Annotated in this window: 15 protein-coding genes; 8 read left to right on the plus strand and 7 right to left on the minus strand. The window is 45.5% G+C overall.

Annotated elements, in window-relative coordinates:
* Nucleotides 1-4: 4 nt before the first annotated feature.
* A complete protein-coding gene (locus tag G7Y45_RS04790; RefSeq protein ID WP_165014886.1) occupies nt 5-2,404 on the plus strand; it encodes a family 16 glycoside hydrolase in 2,400 nt (799 codons plus the stop codon).
* 369 nt (nt 2,405-2,773) lie between these two features.
* On the opposite strand, the gene G7Y45_RS04795 is transcribed toward G7Y45_RS04790, so the two are convergent.
* Entirely contained in the window at nt 2,774-3,835 is a 1,062-nt protein-coding gene (locus tag G7Y45_RS04795; protein ID WP_032531066.1) for a M20 family metallo-hydrolase, read from the minus strand.
* A 189-nt stretch (nt 3,836-4,024) separates the two neighbouring features.
* On the opposite strand from G7Y45_RS04795, the gene G7Y45_RS04800 reads away from it, so the two are divergent.
* The 7 genes from G7Y45_RS04800 to G7Y45_RS04825 all read left to right on the plus strand — a co-directional run bounded on the left by G7Y45_RS04800 (nt 4,025) and on the right by G7Y45_RS04825 (nt 13,300).
* A complete protein-coding gene (locus tag G7Y45_RS04800) occupies nt 4,025-5,830 on the plus strand; it encodes a long-chain fatty acid--CoA ligase (RefSeq protein WP_005779168.1) in 1,806 nt (601 codons plus the stop codon).
* 60 nt (nt 5,831-5,890) lie between these two features.
* A protein-coding gene (prfB, locus tag G7Y45_RS04805; protein ID WP_122142574.1) for a peptide chain release factor 2 occupies nt 5,891-7,007 on the plus strand; the annotation gives its coding sequence in 2 pieces (ribosomal slippage) (nt 5,891-5,953 and nt 5,955-7,007; 1,116 coding nt in all).
* Between the two features lie 153 nt (nt 7,008-7,160).
* Nucleotides 7,161-7,295 carry a hypothetical protein gene (locus tag G7Y45_RS20030; RefSeq protein ID WP_005812004.1) on the plus strand — a complete coding sequence of 45 codons (135 nt, stop codon included), beginning with the start codon at nt 7,161-7,163 and terminating at the stop codon, nt 7,293-7,295.
* A 116-nt stretch (nt 7,296-7,411) separates the two neighbouring features.
* A complete protein-coding gene (locus G7Y45_RS04810; RefSeq protein ID WP_005779161.1) occupies nt 7,412-8,731 on the plus strand; it encodes an OprO/OprP family phosphate-selective porin in 1,320 nt (439 codons plus the stop codon).
* A 2-nt stretch (nt 8,732-8,733) separates the two neighbouring features.
* Nucleotides 8,734-9,204 (plus strand): CYTH domain-containing protein, encoded by a 471-nt coding sequence (locus G7Y45_RS04815; RefSeq protein WP_032536781.1) that lies wholly within the window; start codon nt 8,734-8,736, stop codon nt 9,202-9,204.
* 56 nt (nt 9,205-9,260) lie between these two features.
* Nucleotides 9,261-10,556 carry a DUF4010 domain-containing protein gene (locus tag G7Y45_RS04820; protein ID WP_165014883.1) on the plus strand — a complete coding sequence of 432 codons (1,296 nt, stop codon included), beginning with the start codon at nt 9,261-9,263 and terminating at the stop codon, nt 10,554-10,556.
* Between the two features lie 170 nt (nt 10,557-10,726).
* Nucleotides 10,727-13,300, plus strand: coding sequence for an outer membrane beta-barrel family protein (locus G7Y45_RS04825; RefSeq protein ID WP_032531070.1), 2,574 nt, complete (start codon nt 10,727-10,729; stop codon nt 13,298-13,300).
* Between the two features lie 229 nt (nt 13,301-13,529).
* Here the strand turns inward: G7Y45_RS04825 and G7Y45_RS04830 are convergent, their stop codons facing one another.
* The 6 genes from G7Y45_RS04830 to G7Y45_RS04855 are packed head-to-tail and all read right to left on the minus strand — an operon-like array spanning nt 13,530 to nt 22,517.
* Nucleotides 13,530-14,753 (minus strand): DUF2264 domain-containing protein, encoded by a 1,224-nt coding sequence (locus G7Y45_RS04830; protein WP_165014880.1) that lies wholly within the window; start codon nt 14,751-14,753, stop codon nt 13,530-13,532.
* A complete protein-coding gene (locus tag G7Y45_RS04835) occupies nt 14,750-16,840 on the minus strand; it encodes a glycoside hydrolase family 2 TIM barrel-domain containing protein (RefSeq protein WP_165014878.1) in 2,091 nt (696 codons plus the stop codon). The genes G7Y45_RS04830 and G7Y45_RS04835 overlap by 4 nt, the downstream gene beginning before the upstream one ends.
* A gap of 56 nt (nt 16,841-16,896) precedes the next feature.
* The gene (locus tag G7Y45_RS04840; protein WP_165014875.1) at nt 16,897-18,432 is read right to left on the minus strand and encodes a beta-N-acetylhexosaminidase; all 1,536 of its coding nucleotides are present in this window, start codon (nt 18,430-18,432) and stop codon (nt 16,897-16,899) included.
* Between the two features lie 30 nt (nt 18,433-18,462).
* A complete protein-coding gene (locus G7Y45_RS04845; RefSeq protein WP_032536776.1) occupies nt 18,463-19,374 on the minus strand; it encodes an alkaline phosphatase in 912 nt (303 codons plus the stop codon).
* A 20-nt stretch (nt 19,375-19,394) separates the two neighbouring features.
* Entirely contained in the window at nt 19,395-20,606 is a 1,212-nt protein-coding gene (locus G7Y45_RS04850; protein ID WP_005779145.1) for a glycoside hydrolase family 88 protein, read from the minus strand.
* Between the two features lie 3 nt (nt 20,607-20,609).
* On the minus strand, nt 20,610-22,517 hold the full coding sequence (locus G7Y45_RS04855; RefSeq protein ID WP_165014872.1) for a heparinase II/III-family protein: 1,908 nt from the start codon (nt 22,515-22,517) through the stop codon (nt 20,610-20,612).
* Nucleotides 22,518-22,564: the final 47 nt, after the last annotated feature.

The following is a 22,564-nucleotide window of genomic DNA, read 5'->3' on the forward strand; positions in this document are numbered from 1 at the left end:
TAAGATGAGGGTAAACTGTTTGTTAGCTCTGATATTGTCTGCTTCGGTAGTAGCGGCACAGGACGCTGTGATCCGGGTGGATGCGGGTAAGGTCGAAAATAAAATAACTCCTTATTTATATGGAGCTTGCATGGAAGATGTAAATCATGAGATTTATGGGGGAATTTATGATCAGCAGATTTTTGGCGAGAGCTTTGAGGAACCTGCCTCCATGGATAACTTTATCGGGTTTACCCGGTGCGAAGGGGTATGGAAGATGCAAGATGATCAACTTTCCGTATCGTCGCATCCGGGGGCGAAATTGGTTTATGATGATGCGGAGTTCTCTGACGGTAGGGTCGGAGTCGATATAAAATTTACCGATGACATTTCGTCTGCCAATAATGCGGGACTTTTGTTGCGTGTCGGTGAATACGGAGGTGGAGCGGATAATTTTGATGGATACGAAGTCAGCCTGTTTGCCGATGGCAAACGCGTGCTGTTAGGTAAGCATCTGCACAACTGGCAGGAACTGAAAACAGTTCCGGTAGATGTAGATCCGTCGCAATGGAATCGTATGGAAGTGAAGATGGAGGGTGATGAACTGGTGATTCTGCTGAACAGTCGTGAAGTATTGCGTTTCGAAGATCATCTTACCACTTTACGTAATGGAAAGGTCGCTTTCCGCAATTGGGGTGCCGGTGCATCTTTCCGTAACCTGACCATCGGAGATGGTACTCCTGTCAAGCTGTTAACCCGATCGGCACCACAGGTCAGTGGCATGTGGGATGCTTTTGCAGATCTGAATGCGGCCGCTTCATATAAACAGGTTGCGGACAAACCTTTTCATGGACACTATGCTCAGCAAGTAGAGTGTCTGGCAGGTATCGGTAAAGTGGGCATTGCCAACCGGAGTTTGAATCGCTGGGGGATCTCCGTACGTCAGGGTGAGAAGAAAACCGGTAGCCTTTATTTGAAAGGGAAGGCGGAAGTATGGGTAGCCCTTCAAAGCGTGGATGGTGAAAAAGAATATGCTGTACAGTGTATCCGTACCGAGTCCGGTGACTGGAAAAAGTATACATTTGAGTTGATTCCGGACAAGACCGATGAAAACGCACGCTTTGCCATTTATTTGAAAGGGAAAGGGCGTTTTCTGGTAGATATGGTCACTTTGATGAACGGTGCCGACCGACAGTTTCGTGGGTTGCCGTTGCGTAATGATATCGGGCAGGCAATGGTGGATCAGGGGTTGCGTTTCCTGCGCTATGGAGGTACGATGGTTAATGCTCCCGAATACCGTTTTAAGAACATGATTGGTGATCGTGCACTGCGTCCGCCTTATAAAGGCCACTGGTATACTTATTCGACTAACGGTTTCGGTATCGAGGATTTTCTCCGGTTCTGCGAGAAGGCAGGGTTTGTGCCTGCTTATGCAGTGAATGTAGAAGAGTCGGCGCAGGATATGGCGGACATGATTGAATACTTGAACGGGCCGGTAGATACGGAATGGGGGAAGAAGCGTGCCGCGAACGGGCATCCCGAACCTTACGGATTGAAGTATCTGGAGATTGGAAACGAAGAGGTCATCTGGGGGGATATCGAGGCAGACTATCAGCATTACATTGATCGTTTTAATGATATCTATGAAGCGGTTCATGCCAAAGATCCGGAGGTGCAATTTATTCATTCTGCCTGGTGGCGTCCCGAATCGCCTAACATGGAAAAAGTATTTAAAGCCCTTGACGGAAAAGCTGCTTATTGGGATTATCACCCTTGGACGGATGATCTCGGTAGCCGTGAGAACATAGACAGGGAGTTGACGGATATGAAGGCCAAGTTCTTGAAATGGAATCCGAATACAACGATGCGTTGTGCCATTTTTGAAGAAAATGGAAACCTGCATAACATTCAGCGTGCCATTGTACATGCTACCGTTCAGAATGTAGTTCGCCGCCATGGTGACTTCATCCTGACTACCTGTGCGGCCAATGCCCTTCAACCCTATCTGCAAAATGACAATGGTTGGGATCAGGGGCAGGTATTTTTCACACCGGGACAGGTTTGGGGAATGCCGACTTTCTATGCACAGCAGATGTCTGCTGCCCATCACCATCCGTTACGTTTGTGGAGTGAAGTGAAAGGAGAACTGGATGTGACAGCCACAACGAATGAAGCACGTGATGAAGTGATTCTGCATGTTGTGAACACTTCACCTGAGGTACGGCGGAGCCAGATAAACTTGTCCGGTTTCATTCCGGAGGGAAATATGGAAATATATACTTTGAGTGGAGAACTGAATGACGAAAATCTTCCCGATACGCCGACCCGGATTCTTCCGAAAGCTATCTGGATGCAGGCTGCCGGATCTGATTTTACTTATTCGTTTCCTGCTTACTCGTATACGATTGTCGTGCTTGGGAAGTAAGTTATCGTTATGGGAATTAACATTGTTAATACCGCTTCGGAAAGTTTTGCTGACAGATTGTAAACAACAAGTCTTTTGCATGTAAAAGATTTGTTGTTTACAATCAAAACACTTGTTTTAACAGACCGTTAAAACAAGTGTTCCTTCAATGTGATATAAACACTTATAACCTTCTATTTATCAGCCGGAACCTAATCAAAGGACCTTTGTTTCCTAAAGCCTCTGCCTGCATGGTTTCGAGTGATCTACTTGTCAGAATGACAAGTAGAATATAATTGATGAAAAGTTATGGAACCTTTTATGGTCTGGAAATAGCTGATACATTGCACGAATTTGTTCCATCGGCCGACAGCACTACAGACGGAAGGGTCAGATTTCCAAGCCGTCCAGTATCTTCAGATATAACTCCAATGCTTCTTCGATTTCTTTAATCATGATATATTCATCGGCTGTATGTGAACGCGAAGAACGGCCGGGACCCATTTTTACCGAAGGGAAAGACATTAACGCCTGATCAGAAAGGGTAGGGGAACCGAAAGGTATACGTCCCAGTTTTTTTGCTTTTTGTACAAACGGGTGACTCTCTTCGATACGTGAAGAGTTAAGGCGGAACGAGCGGGCTTCGGCTTTGCAGGAAATATGTTTTTGTATTTCGGCAAACAGTTCTTCATTGGAGTAAAGTTCGTTGCTTCGTACGTCCACTACGAAATTGCAACGGTCGGGGATGACATTGTGCTGTGTACCGGCATTGATCACCGTGACACTCATTTTGACAGGGCCCAGCAGAGACGATTCTTTGGCAAAACGGTAATCGCGGAACCAGGCAATGTCGTCCAATACCTTATATATAGCATTATCACCTTCATTACGGGCTGCGTGTCCTGCTTTTCCGATGGCAGTGACATCAAGTACCATTAACCCTTTTTCGGCAATAGCAGGTTGCATTTCGGTAGGTTCTCCCACTACGGCAAAACTGATAGGAGGAAGTCCGGGCAATACACTTTCGATACCCCCTTTTCCCGATACTTCTTCTTCGCAGGATGCCAGATAAATGAGGTTATAACTTTGTTGCCTGCGGCATAGTTGCAGAAACACCTGTAAGAGTGTCACTACGCTTGCACCGGCATCGTTGCTGCCCAATCCGTAAAGTTTCCCATTCTCTTCGCGAGGAGTGAACGGATCTTTTCGCCAACCGTTGACCGGTTTTACGGTATCGATATGGGAATTGAGCAGGATTGTCGGTTTCTTCAGGTCGAACATGGGACTCAGACACCAGATGTTGTTTCCTTTACGGCCTGTGGTCATACCTTCGGCCTCGATATAGTTTTGCAGGTAATCGGCTGCTTTTTCTTCTTCGCGGCTGAGCGAAGGGATGCTGATCAGAGATTTCAGCAAGCCGACAGCTTCGGATGTAATGGATTCGTCTATCATTTCTTTTTTTGCTTTGAACGGATGCAAATGTACAAATAATACTTGAATCTTTCAGTTTGTCAGACAACTATTTATCAGGTACTATATGGCTAAGTGCCTGACTCTGTTAAGCAAAATAATTCAGTGTTCACACCTGATAATTCCAAATTAAACGATACCTTTGCAGACGAATAACTAACAACAAAGGATATGACTTATCATCATTTATCTGTCTTGGTTCATCGTCAGGCTGAAAAGTATGGCGACAAGACAGCTCTGAAATACCGTGACTATGAGAAGGCACAGTGGATCCCTATCTCTTGGAATGAATTCTCGCAAACTGTAAGGCAGGCCGCCAATGCCATGGTGGAACTGGGGGTACAGGAAGAAGAAAATATCGGTATTTTCTCTCAAAATAAGCCGGAATGTCTGTTTACGGATTTTGCCGCTTTTGCTAATCGTGCGGTGACGATTCCACTCTATGCAACCAGCTCTCCGGCACAGGCACAATACATTATCAATGATGCACAGATACGTTTCTTATTTGTAGGAGAGCAGTTCCAATACGATGCTGCTTTCAGTGTATTTGGCTTTTGCCCTTCACTTACCCAGTTAATTATTTTCGATCCGGCAGTAGTAAGAGACCCGCGTGATATGAGTTCCATCTACTTTGACGAGTTTCTGGCCAAAGGAAAAGATTTGCCGCACAACGAAGTGGTGGAAGAACGTACGGCACGTGCCGGTGCCGATGATTTGGCAAATATATTGTATACGTCCGGTACTACCGGTGAGCCCAAAGGAGTGATGTTACATCATTCTTGCTATCTGGAAGCATTCCGCATTCACGATATTCGTTTGGTGGATATGACCGATAAGGACGTTTCGATGAACTTCCTGCCTCTGACCCATGTGTTTGAGAAGGCGTGGACTTATCTCTGTGTGCATAAAGGAGTACAGGTATGTATCAATCTCCGTCCGGCCGACATCCAGACGACGATTAAAGAAATTCGTCCGACGTTGATGTGCAGTGTACCCCGTTTTTGGGAAAAAGTATATGCAGGTGTCCAGGAGAAAATTGCCGAGACTACCGGTATCAAGAAAATGTTGATGCTGGATGCCATCAAGGTAGGGCGTATCCACAATCTTGAGTATCTGCGGGTAGGTAAGACGCCTCCCAAAATGATTCAGCTGAAATATAAATTCTACGAAAAGACTATTTATGCCTTATTGAAAAAGACTATCGGTATAGAGAATGGTAACTTCTTCCCGACGGCCGGTGCCGCTGTTCCTGATGAAATCTGTGAATTTGTGCATTCCGTAGGTATCGATATGTTGGTGGGATATGGTTTGACGGAATCTACTGCGACTGTTTCGTGTACTTCGAAGACCGGTTATGACATCGGTTCGGTAGGACAAGTGATGCCGGAGGTAGAGGTAAAGATCGGGGAAGACAATGAAATTCTGCTTCGGGGAAAAACGATCACGAAGGGATATTATAAGAAAGCGGAAGCTACGGCAGCTGCTATTGATGAAGAGGGATGGTTCCATACCGGAGATGCCGGCTATTTCAAAAATGGTCAGTTGTATCTGACGGAACGCATCAAGGATCTGTTCAAAACATCGAATGGAAAATACATTGCTCCCCAGGCGTTGGAAACCAAATTGGTTATTGACCGTTATATCGACCAGATAGCTATTATTGCCGACCAGCGTAAATTTGTATCTGCGCTGATTGTACCCGTATACGGCTTTGTGAAACAGTATGCCAAAGAGAAAGGTATCGAATACAAGGACATGACCGAACTGTTGGAGCATCCTAAGATTATTGCTTTGTTCCGTGCACGTATTGACACGTTGCAGCAACAATTTGCCCACTACGAACAGATTAAACGTTTCACATTGCTTCCTGAACCGTTCAGTATGGAAAAGGGAGAACTGACTAACACTCTGAAACTGAAACGCCCGGTAGTGGCACGCAATTATAAAGAGGTAATTGATAAAATGTATGAGGAGTAAGAACACGAAATTTTGTATATCTTTGCTCCCCATTATTAACGAAAACCATAAATAAGAAGTATGATTACTATTGAACAACTTAAAGACGTGAAAGAGCGCACTGATGCGCTGAGGAGGTATCTTTGACATCGACGGGAAGAAAATTCAGGTCGAAGAAGAGCAATTGAGAACACAGGCTCCGGGATTCTGGGATGACCAGAAGAAGGCCGAAGCACAAATGAAACTGGTGAAAGGATTACAGAAGTGGATTGACGGTTACAACGAAGTCAAAACACTGGCAGACGAACTGGAACTGGCTTTCGATTTTTATAAAGACGAACTGGTCACCGAGCAGGAGGTGGACGAGGCGTATGCAAAGGCTCTGGAACATGTGGAAAACCTGGAGTTGCAGAATATGCTTCGTGATGAAGCCGACCAGATGAGTTGCGTGCTGAAGATTAACTCCGGTGCCGGTGGCACGGAGAGTCAGGACTGGGCATCGATGCTGATGCGTATGTATCTTCGTTATGCCGAGACCAATGGTTATAAAGCAACCATGGCCAACTTGCAGGAAGGTGATGAAGCGGGTATTAAAACCTGTACCATCCAGATCGAAGGCGACTATGCTTATGGATATCTGAAAGGCGAAAACGGTGTACACCGTTTGGTTCGTGTTTCCCCTTACAATGCGCAGGGTAAGCGCATGACTTCTTTTGCTTCCGTGTTTGTCACTCCGTTGGTGGACGATAGCATTGAAGTGAATATTTTGCCGGCCTGTATCTCTTGGGATACTTTCCGTTCGGGAGGTGCCGGTGGACAGAACGTAAATAAAGTGGAATCCGGCGTTCGTTTGCGTTATCAGTACAAGGACCCTTATACCGGAGAGGAAGAGGAAATCCTGATTGAGAATACCGAAACCCGTGACCAGCCTAAGAACCGGGAGAATGCGATGCGTCAGTTGCGCTCTATTCTTTACGATAAAGAATTGCAGCACCGCATGGCCGAACAGGCCAAAGTGGAAGCCGGTAAGAAAAAAATCGAATGGGGGTCGCAGATACGAAGCTATGTATTTGATGACCGTCGTGTAAAAGACCATCGTACCAACTTCCAGACCTCTGATGTAAACGGAGTGATGGATGGTAAAATAGAAGGCTTTATCAAGGCTTATCTGATGGAATTTTCGTCCGAAGAGGCTTAAACATAACAGAATTGTAACATCCTCCGGGGTTTTCTGCCCCGGAGGATGTTTTTTTTATTTCCTTTCTTTGCTCATCATTTTATTCTCCATATTTTTGGCTGGTTAAAAGATTTGTTCTTACTTTGTTAGCGTTGAACTTTAAAGCTAACGATTATGAGTAAGAATAAGAAAAAAGTAACACACAGCAAGAAAGAAGAAGAACAAGCCAAAAAGGTTGTTAAGGTAGTTTTTGTCTCGCTGGTCATTCTGGCATTGGCTATGATTATCGGTTTTTCTCTTTTGGGCTAAGAGTGAGTGATTAGTGACTGACAATTAGTGATTAGTACCGTATAGATGAATTGTACTAATCACCGGTTATTAGCTGCTAATCACTGCCAATTAATCGCAAATCACTAAAAAGACGGATGAACAAGCAACTGATTACTATTTTTTCTATCTTCTCAATTACTTGTCTGGGGATGGTTTCTGCCCAGGAGTCTAAATCTTTTCTTCCTGAGGTGAAGAAAGAATCATTAACCTTCAGTTCGGAGGACAATAAGTTTAAACTGACTTTCAATGGCCGTATCCAGGCAGATGGAGCGGTGTTTTTTGGAGAGGATTACCAGCCCATAGGCAATGGTGTCGGATTTAGGCGTGTACGTTTAGGTGCCACTGCTGCATTTGGTAAAAGATTATCCGGTAAAATAGAGATGGATCTGACCGATGGCGGATTTTCGTTAAAAGACTGTTTCATTAAATATGCTTTTCCCAACGGGCTCTACTTTAGGGCAGGTAATTTTAAAGAGAGTTTTGGGATGGCTGCAATGACTTCTTCGGGCGATTTATGGTTTATGGAGAAAGCGAATGTGGTATCGGCATTTGCTCCTGAATATCATATTGGCGTACAGGGAACTTGGGAACATGACCAGTTCCTGGGGGTAGCAGGTGTACATTTCAAGCGAATTGAAGGTAATAAAGAAAAAGATTATTCTGAAAGTAACAACAAAGCCGGAGAAGATGAAGGAATATCGGTGACTGCCCGTGCGGTTTGGCAACCTGTTTCGGCAGATAAAGTGAAAGGCTTTCATCTGGGAATTGCTGCATCTTATCGCACTCCGAAGACTACGGTTGGTTCACTGATGCCAAATACGGTGAGATACAGTACAAGGTCGCTGTCTTATATCAATAAAATCAAGTTTCTGGATACGTCGCCTATTGCCTCGGTCAGTCACGACTGGCTGGCGGGTGCCGAGTTGGCCGGATTCTACAGAGGGTTTCGTTTTCAGGGAGAATACATTATGAACAACACAGTGCGTATGGAAGGATTAGCGACGGAGAAGTTCAATGGTTTCTATGTACAGGCTGCTTATCTGCTGTTTGGCGGACAGCAGCGGTATAGTAAATCACGTGGCGCTTTTTCACAGCCGTCGTTTGGGCGTAGTTGGGGCGACATAGAACTGGCAGCCCGTTTTGACCGTATCGACCTGAACGGAACAGAGGTGATGGGCGGATCGGCCAACGGATGGACGTTTGGGGTGAATTATTATGCTACCCGGAATCTTAAATTCCAGATTAACTATTCGTATGTAGATAATGATAAATATGCCAATGCCTTCGGACAGGCAGCGGTGGGGTATAAATCGAACGGAGAGATTGCTTACAAACCCGAGGAAGTAGACGAATCGTTGGGGAAGGGGGGGAATGCATATGGCATTCTGGGACTCCGTATACAATTGAATTTTTAAATATGCCACAAGAGATAGAACGTAAGTTTCTCGTTAAAGGAGACTATAAATCACAGGCTTTTGCGCAGAGTCGCATTGTTCAGGGATATATCAGCAGTGCCCGTGGAAGAACGGTCCGGGTACGTATCCGCGATGGGAAAGGTTACCTGACTATTAAAGGAGCCTCCGATGCCTCAGGGTTGAGCCGCTATGAGTGGGAGAAAGAACTGCCGCTTATTGAGGCAGAGGAACTGATGAAACTTTGTGAACCGGGAGTGATCGATAAAACCCGATACCTGGTTCGTAGCGGGGAACACGTATTCGAAATAGATGAATTCTACGGTGAGAATGAAGGACTTGTAGTAGCTGAGGTTGAATTGGGGGCAGAGGATGAAATGTTTGTAAAACCTGACTTTATCGGGGAAGAGGTAACTGGGGATGTTCGCTACTATAATTCCCAGTTAATGAAAAAACCGTATACTACCTGGCCGTAGCTAACAAATAATCCGTATATTTGTTTCTTTAGTTACGGGCTCAAGAATAAAGATATATGGAACAACTGTACAACTACTTGCCGGAAAAGCTGGTGACCTTTATTCTGGTCACCTTGTTTTCACTTTTAATAGGACTCTCGCAACGCAAGATCAGTCTGAAGCGTGAAGGAGAAACCACTCTTTTCGGTACGGACCGCACCTTTACGTTTATTGGAATGTTAGGGTACCTTTTGTATATCCTCGATCCAGAAGAGATGCGGCTCTTTATGGGAGGCGGGTTGATACTCGGTATGCTTCTGGGATTGAACTATTATGTAAAACAAACCCAGTTTCACGTATTCGGGGTGACGACCATCATCATTGCGCTGATCACTTATTGCATTGCTCCTATTGTTTCTACACAGCCTTCCTGGTTTTATGTCATGGTGATTGTAACCGTTTTATTGTTCACTGAATTGAAGCATACCTTTACGGAGATTGCACAGCGAATGAAAAACGATGAAATGATCACACTTGCCAAATTTTTGGCTATCAGTGGAATTATTCTCCCCATGCTGCCCAATGAGAATATCATTCCGGATATCAACCTGACCCCCTATACCATTTGGCTGGCTACAGTAGTTGTCTCGGGCATTTCTTACCTTTCTTATCTGTTGAAGCGATATGTCTTTCGTGAATCGGGAGTATTGGTTTCCGGTATCATCGGTGGATTGTATAGCAGTACGGCCACTATTTCGGTATTGGCGCGTAAAAGCAGGAATATCCACTCGCAGGAAGCACCCGAATACGTTGCTGCCATGCTGTTGGCTGTGAGTATGATGTTTCTGCGTTTTATGATTTTAATTCTTATTTTCAGTTCCACCATCTTTGCCTCTATCTATCCTTATCTTTTGATTATGGCTGCTGTTGCAGCCGGCGTTGCCTGGTTTATCCACTGCCGGCGGAAACGGACGCCTGGTGCTGATCTTGTGGAAGAAGAGGATGACAGCAGTAACCCTTTGGAGTTCAAAGTAGCACTGATTTTTGCCGGACTATTCGTTATCTTTACTGTGTTGACACATTACACATTGATTTATGCCGGTACCGGAGGATTGAACTTATTATCGTTTGTGTCCGGATTCAGTGATATCACTCCTTTCATCCTGAACTTATTGCAGGGAACCGGGAGTGTGGCGGCCACTGTTGTGATGGCTTGTACCATGCAGGCCATTATCAGCAATATTGTGGTGAATATGTGTTATGCACTTTTCTTTTCGGGTAAACAGAGTAAGTTGCGCTCATGGATATTAGGCGGTTTCGGCTGTGTGATTGCGGCAAATGTTGTCGTACTTTTTTTCTTTTATCTGATTTAATGTGCGTTATCGAACAACTTCTGATAAAAAAGAATAAAAATCGCCCTATTTCACCTTTCTTAACTCCGAGGGTTTCGTAAACGAATATAAAGTCGATATTTTCGTTGCCAATCTGTAACAAATACTATGATTTTGCGTCTGATAGACTATAAACTAAAACATAACTTCACATGAGAAACAAACTACTACTATTATTGCTGTTGATGTTTATAACATCCGGCATGATGTATGCTCAACAGCAGAAACCTCAGCAAACCCAGCAACGTACAGCAGCTCCATCTTATACATTGAAAGGCGTGCTTCTTGACTCGCTGACGCAAGAGGGAGAACCTTATGCTACGATCAAAATCGTGAAAAAGAGTGCTCCCCAAAAAGCCTTGAAAATGGCCGTAACTGACTTGAATGGTAAATTCCAGGAAAAATTGACTGTCGCTCCCGGAAACTATGTCGCTACTTTTTCATCTGTAGGTAAAGTGACATTGGTGAAAGACTTCACCGTAAAGGCAGGAGATAAAGTAATTGACCTCGGACAATTGAATATGGCTGAGGCTACTAACGAACTGAAAGGCATAGAGATCGTTGCCCAGAAACCATTGGTAAAGGTGGATGTGGACAAGATTGAATATAACATTGAGGACGACCCGGACTCAAAGACCAACACAGTGATGGAAATGCTTCGTAAAGTCCCGTTGGTTACAGTGGACGGTGAAGACAACATTAAGGTGAATGGCAGCAGCAGTTTTAAAATCCATGTAAACGGTAAGCCGAATAACATGATGAGCAATAATCCGAAAGATGTGCTCAAAAGTATGCCTGCTAATACAATTAAGCATATCGAGGTAATCACTTCTCCGGGAGCTAAATATGATGCAGAAGGTGTAGGCGGTATCCTGAATATCGTTACTGTAGGCGGTGGCTTTGAAGGGTATACCGCTACTTTCCGTGCCAGTGGCAGTAACCGTGGTGCCGGTGCGGGCGGATATGCCACTATTAAGTCGGGTAAACTGACTCTGACCGGTAACTATAACTACAATTATAATACAACTCCGAAGAGCTACTCAAATAGTTTCCGTGAAAACTTCGACTCGGAAGATCAGAAATATCTGGAATCAAACAGTACTTCCGATTATGACGGTAGTTTCCAGTACGGTAATCTGGAAGCCAGTTACGAAATTGATACATTACGCCTGCTGACTGCTTCTTTCGGTATGTATGGAGGTAGTAATGATAATAACAGTGACGGACTGACTACGATGTGGAATGCAAACAGAGATGTGTTGGCTTATCAATATGGCTCTCTGAGTGATGGAAGCGGTTCGTGGTATTCGATGCGGGGTAATGTCGACTACCAGCGTACGTCTAAAAAGAATAAGGACCGTATGATTACTCTTTCCTACAAGATCAGCACTCAACCCCAGAATTCGGATTACTACACTAAGTATAGAGATATAAAGGATCCTTTTGAATTGGAAATTATTGAGAAGTTCCTATTAAACAACTCTCACTCGGATGGAAAAACGAATACTACTGAACATACCTTCCAGGTGGACTACACCACCCCTATCGGAAAGTTACATACGATAGAAGTAGGTGGCAAATATATTATCCGTAATAATTTAAGTGATAATAAGTTGTTCGAAGCTAAAGGGGCAACCGACGATTATGAATACAACAACGACCGTAGCAGTAAGTACAAGCATATGAACGACATTCTTGCTGCTTATTTAGGATACACTCTTCGTTATAAGGGCTTCTCTTTTAAACCGGGAGTACGTTATGAATATACCGCTCAGGATGTAAAATATTTGGCTGGAGCTATCGGTCCGGAAGCGGATTTCAGCACCAACTATAATGATTTTGTTCCATCTGTTACGATGGGTATTAAGATTGGTAAGACACAGAACTTGCGTGGTGGTTACAACATGCGTATCTGGCGTCCGGGTATCTGGAACTTGAATCCTTATTTTGACGACCGTAACCCGATGTTTATCAGCCAGGGTAATTCGAATCTGGAAAGTGAAAAGAGCCACTCGTTCAATCTGAGCTATAGTATGTTCAGTATGAAGTTCAATGTGAATGTTTCTTTGCGTCACTCATTTGGAAACAATGGTATTGAGCGGGTGAGCCGTCTGATCGGTAAAGGCGGTGAGGACTTCCCCGGAGGACATCATGCTCCCGAAGGTGCATTGTACAGCACGTACGAAAATATCGGTAAGAACCGTAATACAGGTCTGAGCCTTTATGCTAACTGGAATGCTTCTCCCAATACTCGTATCTATCTGAATGGTGATGGTAGCTACGCTGATATTAAGAGTCCGGCCCAAGGATTACATAATTATGGATGGAGCGCTTCTATGTATGGCGGCATTCAGCATACTTTCCCATTGAAAATACGCGCCAGTCTGAATGCCGGAGGAAGTACTCCTTACATTAGCTTGCAGGGTAAGGGATCGGGTTACTATTACTATAGCCTGAGTGTGAACCGTTCATTCATCAAAGATCGTTTTACGGTAAGTGCTTATGTTAGCAATATCTTCGAGAAATATCGTTCGTTCAACAACACTACTATCGGTGAAAACTTCTTGTCTAAGAATAGCAGCCGCTATCCGAGCCGTAGCTTTGGTGTCAGCCTCAGTTATCGTATCGGTGAGTTGAAAGCCAGCGTGAAGAAAGCTGCCCGCAGTATCAATAATGATGATGTGAAAGGTGGCGGTGGCCAGGGTGGTCAAGGCGGTGCTAACTAAGAGTCAGGACTTCTGGTAAAGATAAAAACAGAAAGGTGTAGCTATCCGCAGTGGTAGCTACACCTTTCTGTTTTTGAATGGGGATGTGTCATTATTCACCACAGAGTAATACAGAGTCCCATAGAGCGAACTTGATCTATTGATAACTACTGAATATTTATCTGTGTAAATCAGTGTAATCTGTGGTGAATACGAGTTCCGGCACACCCCATTTCGTCCGGTTGCCGGTTTATAATGAATGATCTGCCGGCACCTCTTTCCCCGACCAGGCTTTCAAGTTGGTCCATTCGGCGGGAGGAGCTGACCAAAAGGCATCGTCAGCAGGTAATCCCAGTGGTAAGAACCCGGTCAGACACAGATAAGTACTTCCCGTATTGATGTAGCTTTCCGACATTCTTATCTGATTACCGGAGAAACCTATCCTTAACCAACCGTTTGCGTCAAAATTGTCGGCTGACCGAAACTGATTTTCAATGACCTTGGTCATTGCACAACGTACTTGGGCGGGAGTAATATGTTCGGGAAGCAGATGTAGTAGGGCAGCTTGCCCTAACGCATGAAATACTCCGGTACGATACACGATAGACCGTCCGATTACCGGATAAGTTCCTTCCGGTGAAATAAACCGTTCCAGCTGTTCGGCATAGCGTTCCAAGCGTTTCTGCTGTACTTTCAGAAATTCAGCTCCCGGCATCCGGTGCTTTTGCATGACGATTAATATGTCAGTTAGCATGGGGTGAATCACAAAGCTGTTGTAATAATCGAGATGGAAGTCAGCCCCGTCACCGTATTGGGCATCTCCCTTATACCAAAGATCCCTGAACTTGCGTACTCCGTAGTTAAGGCGTACCGTATCGCACTCACCGGTGAATTCTTGCAATGCAGCCTCTATGATAGAGGCAAACAGCAACCAGTTGCTTTCGTTGGGTTTAATGGCACGGCTTCGCTTCAACTCCGTCACTACCCGCTTGCGGGCAGATGCAGAGAGATTACCCCATAACTGTTTGGGGGCGCGCAGCAATCCTTCTGCCAGGAATGCGGCATCTACCAAGGGCTGCGAAGGTTCTCCGAAAATCAGGTAATCGGGTGAGGAGGGGTTAACGGCATTGCTGATTCCTTTTACAGTCAGCTCGATGTATTTCTTGCGTAACTGTCCTTCCGGCGTATCGTCCGCTCCCAATTCCAGCCATGGAGCCATGCCGCAAACTGTACGTCCTACTGCTTCCAGATAAGAGAAACGTTGCCGGTCGGGGGCAAGCGATTGGTATGGCATTCTTTTCTTCAGTGTTTCGTTAGCCAGATTACTGAGTACCGGATTGGCCAGGCGGACAAGTGTCTTTACCCAGACATCCCGGTCGGCAGTTCCTGGCCGGCACTGTGCCCAAAGACAGGGGACTGCCGGCCATCCTCCGGCCAGCAATCCCCATACAATAATTAAGATGATCCGTTTCATTGAAGCGATCCGTCTTCTTTATATTCCACTACCACTACGTCCGTAAGTGGTTTTTTCCCCGGAGTAGTTACACGGATGGTATTTTCTCCTGCCTTCAGTTTGACACCTTTCCATACAACTGTTGAGTAAGTATCTGCTTTTTGTTTGCCACAACTGACACCGTTTACAAACAGTTCGGCTTCCGGGGCAGTGGTGAATGCCATGAAAGTCTGCTCCGGTTGGTAGCGAAGCCTGCATCGCTTCTCTGCCAAATAAATCATCGGCTCCTGTTTGTTCCAGTTTGCTTTATAGAAGTAGTAGGAGTCTTTCTTCACCTTTCGGTCGAAGGTGACGAGACCTTTGTCATTAATACCCGGGCGGTCACCTTCCGTACGATGGGCAGCGCCGAAGTCGAACATGTTCCAAACGAATGTACCCCATACGAACGGACGTTCGGCTATGATTTTCCAATTCTCCATATGATAGTAGGTCTGCCAGTTTTCAGGGTGCCACCATCCCGAAGCGGACGGTTGCCTGAGCGAGTCCTGCTGGTGGTAGACACTGGCTCCTGCCCCGTATTCACTGATGCCGATACGTATTTCGGGATATTTCTCGTGTGTACGGTCCAGAAAGGTTGCCAATGTTTTCGGAGTACTTCCATACCAACCATCGTAACGGTTCCAGGCAATGTTATCGGTAATGAAGTTCAAATCACCGTTCTGGTTGCTGGCGGAAGTTGTCGGACGGGTAGGGTCTTCCTGTTTCGCCAGTACATTCAGTTCTTTGATATACTCTACAGGATTGTCCCCGACTTCCTTCAGTTCATTGAACAGGCCCCAGAAGCAGATAGAGGGATGATTGTAGTGCTGGCGAATCAGTTCGATGAGTTGCTGTTTGCCATTCTCACGGAAGGAAAGCTGGTTGACAAAACCTTTATCCGCATATCCTCCGGGACCGACAAACGGAATCTCAGCCCAAGTGACGATACCGTGCCGGTCCATCAAATCGTACATATAAGTTGCCTGCGGATAGTGTGCCAGGCGGATGGCGTTGACTCCCATCTCACGCATCAGTGCCACATCTTCTTCATGATGCTGGGGACAGAGTGCGTTACCCACTTCGGCACGATCCTGATGGCGGCATACCCCATGGAGTGGCAGATGCTTGCCATTCAGGAAGAATCCTTGAGCCGGATCGGTATGATAATAGCGTAGACCTAATGGCTGTGTTACACTGTCGATCTGTTTACCGTTCTTGTGGAGGCTGACAGTGACCTGATACATAAACGGGTCTTCACAACCATTCCAAAGACGTGGTTTTTGAATCAGTAAAGGAAGCTGTTCCTGAATATCGGTCCCCTGTTTCAGCGATATGCTCCGGTTTTCTTTGCAAATCACTTTAGAGCCGTCCGTCACTTGGATCCGAAGTTCGGCTGCTCCATCGGCTGCTCGGTTGGACAGGTTCACTTTGGCACATACTTTTGCTTCTTGGGCGCTGACGGCTTCCTGCACCAGATAAACTCCCGGTGAAGCATAATCCAGAGGCGAGATACAAGTCTCGTCCGTAATCAGCAGATGTACATCCCTGTAGATTCCCCCGTAAAAATTGAAGTCGCCTACGAGTGGCATTATGTCCAGTTGCTCACCGTTATTGGCACGTACCAGAATGGAGTTCTTTTCTCCGTATTTCACTAAGTCTGTGATTTCGAATATAAAGGCTCCGTATCCGCCCCGGTGTTCGCCAATGTGTTTGCGGTTGATGAACACGTTGGCTACACTGTTCACACCTTCAAAGCGAAGAAACAGGCGCTTGCCTTTCCATTCGGGACGAACATATAGAGCTTTTTCATAGTTCCCGATACCCCGTTTGTAGTCTGTTTTGCCGGCAAGCGCATCTTGTGCATTCCAGGTGTGCGGCAGGTCTACCCTGCGGGTGTCTCCCTGTACCTGATGCGAGAAACGGAAATTCCAGTTATTGTTGAGTAGAATATCCTGACGCTGGGCGTGAAGGGAGAGAGAGAAGAGAAGTAGGAGAAGAAAGGGGATTAAATCTTTTCCTCGGCCCCTCCGCCATAAGGAGGGAAAATAGTTACATTTCTGCTGTTTCATATGTTCTTGATTATGTATTGATTAATGATGTTATTATTGAGATCATCTGTATTTCCCTATCCGTTTTGTAATACGTCCGCTTTCTCCGGTCCGCCCGGTTCGGGAGTTTCTTGTGGGTGAATCACATCGAAATAATAGATGCCTTGTTCCTTCAGATAGTCCAGGAAGGACGGCAACCGCATGCAGAAACGGCTCCAGTCTTTTGCGCCGGGTGAAGTCCATGCCGATTCTGCCAAGGCTATCAAACGCGGGAAGGTCATGAAATCCAGTCGTTTGGCATCCGCGATCCGTTCGGTCCAAAGTGTGAACTGCATACCCAGTATCTGATTTTCGTATCCTTTAAAGAGATGACTGACCGGTTCGGGAAAAGCGTAGACATCTTGCAACGGATTGAATCCATCCCAATAGCGTCCCACTTTATGTGAGGCATCCTGTACGAAATCGCCATACAGCGGACGGCGTGGAGTCAGCACTACCTGATAGCCCTGTTCAAGCGCTTTCAGCAACTGGTACTTGCGGTCGTGACGCCACCACATCACCAGTGCTTTCGAGGGGGAGATACCGGCATCCACTATTTCGTCCCAACCGATCATCTTCTTGCCTTTGGCTACTACCAGATCGGCGGCACGGCGGATGAAGTAATGCTCCAGTCCGGTTTCATTGACCAGCCCTTTTTCCTTTATGAAGTTCTGGATATCCGGATCTGTGAACCAGTTCTGGTTACCATAGTGCACTTCGTCACCTCCGATATGGATATAGGGAGCCGGAAAGAGAGCAGTTATTTCATCGAGCACATCGCTGATAAAACGATAAGTTTCTTCTTTGCAAGGATGGAATGTGAAATGCTTCCAGCGTCCTTCACCTCCCCCCGATACCTCCGGATAGGCACGGCAGACTGCCGTGGCATGTCCCGGCATATCGAACTCCGGAATCACCATAATCTGGCGTTCGGCTGCATAGGCCACGATCTCCCGGATGTCGTCCTGTGTATAGAACTGCGGAGCTGCTTTGGCATCATGCCAATTACCGACGGCTCCTATCTCCGTCAGCTTAGGATATTTCTTGATTTCAATGCGCCATCCCGGTTCGTCTGTCAGATGCCAGTGGAATACATTGAGATGAAGTCTCGCCATCAGGTCGAGGTATTGTTTTACTTTCTCTTTGCCGAAGAAGTGGCGGCTTTCATCGAGCATAAATCCGCGCCATGTGTAGCGTGGCGAACTGTAAATCCGGCAACAGCGGATTTTGCCCCGTCCGTGCTGTGCCAGTTGTCTGATGGCCTGGCCGGCATAAAATGCGCCTTTCTCAGAAGTGGCATCAATGAAGATAGAATCCGGCGTAATTTCCAGTTGATATGCTTCATCCGAATATGCTGTACCGATGGCAGGCAGAGACTTAGAGATAGTAGTTCGTACACACTCAGCCGAAATTTCGTCATAAGAGAATGTGCCTTTATGTGTCTCTATCGCAGAAGGAGCGGGGAATAGCTTTTGTGCTTGTAAGCCTTGAAAAGCAAATAGAGCAAGAAGAAGAAATTTTATTCTCCCTCTTGCTGTATTATGAATGAATAATGGTCTGTTGGTTCGTTTCATCCTATGTCTTTAACTTGTTAGCATTCTTTTTTACTTAAATACTTCCATTATAGGCCTTCCGATCCATACTTGTGGCTGTTTCAGTTTGAAAATGGCAGCCACGGTAGCGGCTACGTCAAACTGCATCATGCTGGCCTGAATCTCATGCCCTTTCCTGATATTTTTCCCCGAGATGATGAACGGAGTCTGCATTTCCAGCATTGTTTTTCCTCCGTGTCCTTTATTGATTCCGCCATGGTCGGATGTTACTATAAAAATCGTTTCATCCAGCATTCCGGCTTCTTTCACCGCGTCAATCACTTTGCCGATGTATCCGTCTATTTCTTCAAGCTTCTGGTAATAAGCCGGTGTGTCATGTCCTTCCTTATGTCCTACATGATCCGGATTATCCCAAGCGATAAGTGTCAAAGCCGGCTTTTTCTCTTTAATATACTTCACGGCTGTTTCGCATAGTTCCGTAGGATGTTTTTCGTAGTTAATCCCTTGGTTGTATTTGTTTACTGCCAGCGTATCTACCAGGTATTTGATGCCGATCCATTCGTAGAGAGTGCCAATTTCAGCTTTCGGGTCAGCTTCGCGGAGCAATTGGAATACAGTTGGAAAAATGCCATCTTTACTTAATTCTTTCGAAGGAAGATCCGGAGTGCTTGAATTCCAAGTCGTGTATCCGTGTAGCTCCGGGCCTGCTCCCATGAACATAGATGCCCAGTTCACTGCACTGGACGAAGGGAGTACAGAGCGTTTGGTCAGTGTGTAAGAACCATCATTCATTAATTGTTTGATATGGGGAATATTCGCTTTCTCTACACTGTAGGAACCCCAGCCGTCCAACCCAATCAAGACTACATGTTTGGCTTTCCACTTGCTGCCGGCATGGCAATTGGGAACTATCGTTAATAAACAGATAATTAAACAGGCTAATTTAAACACTTGTGTTTTCATGATACTTTTTTATAATAAAATTATTTATCTAAATCTTTTCTACGCTTCAGGGCTTCCAGAAAGTAGTAGTCTGCATAGTTCAGAGGTACGTCGATTTCACTATTATGCGGAATACTGCCTACGCTATGCATCAGGATAAAATTGCCGTTAGTGCCCAATGTGGCCCGATAGTCAGGTGAGGCGAGACTATGCATGATGCGGTCTGCATATTCCCTGTAGGAAGCGGCATCGGGGACGTCATATGTGCTGATCTCGTACAGGGCAGAAGCGATGCAGGATGCGGAAGAGACGTCCCGGGGTTCATCGGGTATATTGGGTGCGTCCATGTCCCAATAAGGTATCAGGTCTTCGGGCATGTGCGGATCATTTTTCATCCTATTGAATGTTTTCAGTGCCTGATCCAGATATTTGCGGTCTTTCGTTTCACGATAGCAAATAGTGAAGCCGTAGATGGCCCATGCCTGTCCGCGTGACCAAACCGATTCATCAGCATATCCTTGTGCTGTTTGTTTATGGCGTACGGAGCCGTCCGAAATATTGTAGTCCACTACGTGATAGCAACTTCCATCAGGACGGAAATGCTCGGAAAGAGTACGGTCGGCATGTGCTACGGCTACTTTATGGAAAGTGGAATCACCGGATAGTTTGGTTGCTTCGAACAGAAGTTCCAGGTTCATCATGTTGTCAATGATAACCGGACATTCCCAGCCTCTTTCACTTTGCCAGCTATTACCCTTTACATCCCAGCTTTGAATGACTCCGGCATTGGGGCGGAAACGCGTACAAAGTGATTTGGCTGCCTGTACCATTACGTCTTTATATGCAGCTGTATCGGGAGCGAGCCTCAGGCCGTTACCAAAACTGCAATTAATGATGAATCCTATATCGTGATGCCAAGTCAGGTGCTCGGCCGGGCGGATGGCTTCAGTATATTTTCTGGCCAGTGGGAGGTAGCTGGTGTCACCTGTCAGTTCGTACAGATACCAGATGCTACCGGGAAAAAATCCACTGCGCCAATCGGCATATCCGCAATAATATACAGATCCATCTCTATTGAGAGTTACAGGATTGAGACATTTTCCACTGGCCTCGATGGTGTCGATGGCCAAACCGAGTTGTGCTTTGGCAAATTCTACATTTTCTGTTATAAAAGACGGTACTGTGGGTTTGTGGCTTGAGCAAGCCACACATATCATTGCGCAGGCTGCTCCCAATAAGGGTTTTAAGTTCATGTTTTATTGTTTTTTTATGGTAAAAGAATAATTTCCTGTTTTATAAATGTTTGTTGCTGTGAGTGTAATGCGACAAATCGATTTACCCCATACATTGGATAGCCGGGGATCTGTTAATGGGATTATTTCTGTTTTCACATCGAACAGTTGTTTATCATATTCTATGACAGCTTTCTTTCCTTTTACTTCCAATTGAATTTTTTCCGGTATTTCCGTACACACCTGCCCCCATGTCATGAAATTGATTTGATTGGGCTGTTTGGCTGTCTTCAGACGGAAAGAATCTGAAATCCGTAATTGTCCTTTCTGAAGTGAATAGGAACGTATCCATGATTCCACTTCTGCTTCGGCCGGATAGGCTGTCGCTATATTGGCTGTGAATGTGTTTTTCCTTTTGTCAGCTTGTACTTGTGTTGCTTTATATGTTGCTCCGTATTTCTGGGGGACGCCATTAATCAGGGGGAGATTGTGATAATTGCTCTGCATGGTCCAAATGGTGTAGCGATCCTTGCTGAATGTCTGGCGTGTATAAGTCCCTACTCCGGCATCAATAAGAAAAGGAGTTTGGTCTATCCAGAATGAGAAGGTACCTGCGTCATTATGATTATGGCTTTCGTCGTTATATCCTCCTTTAGCGGCCAGGAAGTTTCCTTTATTGTCAGTTATATAGCAGAATTCGGTTTCCGGATACCAGGAGAATGGGGGAGTGAGATGTGCCGCTTGAGTTTCTTTTAGTTCGTTCGCAATTTTTATAGCAGCAAGCGTACGGTATATATCGCGTCCGGAAGGAAGCTTATTGGTGTTAATCATAGCAGCGAATCCTTTCATTTCGTTACTGTTTACAGCCTTGCCATACCGGAATATCAAGGGAGCGTCTCCACTGCTTTTCGCCGAGGCATCAGCGAAATTAACCACCCATCCTTTGCCCACGTATGAACGTGATATATATTCGCCCATATTCTTTATCATGGGATTATCGAAGATGGAGACAGTTCCTCCGGTAACGGCTGACAGTAATTCCAGATAATCAAACATTTTTCCTGCGGCATGTCCCCAGTAGGAGGGACCTTCCTCACATGCACCGTCGGTATGGGTATAGTTGATGAATTTATCTACCGAAACCATACTGCGGTATACTGCCTTCGCTAACATTTCTTTATCATTTTCAAGCAGCATAAAACACATTAAGGCGTTGCTGTTACACCAAGGATTCCAGTTGTTGACCATCATTCCCGGTTTATAGTCCACTGCCATCCACCAGAAGTGATCGTTATTCATGTAAGGATCCAGTATACGCTGTTGGAGCGTATGCCGTAAACGTTCGGATATGGCAGGATTGAGTTTGTCAAATTCTTGATGCATGTAATAATAGGTCCATGCGAGTAAAGAGCCCAGGTCACCTGCTGTCAGGTCTATGATGTTTTCTTTAAAATCGGGTAGTGAGCGGTGAGACTGTTGTGCATTCAAATGGGCGGCCAATGCCCAGGAAGTCATCTCGCAGGAATGATATGCACCGTTGATCAGCTGATCGATAAATCGTCCTTTTCCTTCTGCGAGTTCAGCGAGTAGCAGGTCGGCTATGGCATTGTTATTGTTGGCGAAAGGAGTTTCCATGACGCTACGGTTGCCGCTGCGTTCAAATTCCATATAATCAGTAGCTTTCACAACCTGCCATTGATAATTCAGCTGCTTCTCTCCGCGAAGGATACATTCATTCTTGAAAGAGCCTAAAAAAGTGTCCCATCCGGTTCGGTCGGTATAAGCAGGATAAGTGACCCATTGTTGATTTAATATAAGCACTTCCTGCAAACTGCTTACGCTGGCTTGTTTTTGAAGATAGTTCCGTTCTGTATAGCTGAGGGCTCTTACAGTACAGCATAGCAAGAGAGTGAATATTAATAATTTCTTCATCGTAATAAAATTAAGATTTTAACGTAGGCAAAGTAACAAAATTTATT

This window comes from Bacteroides sp. ZJ-18, from assembly GCF_011038705.2.
Classification (GTDB): Bacteria; Bacteroidota; Bacteroidia; order Bacteroidales; family Bacteroidaceae; genus Bacteroides; species Bacteroides hominis.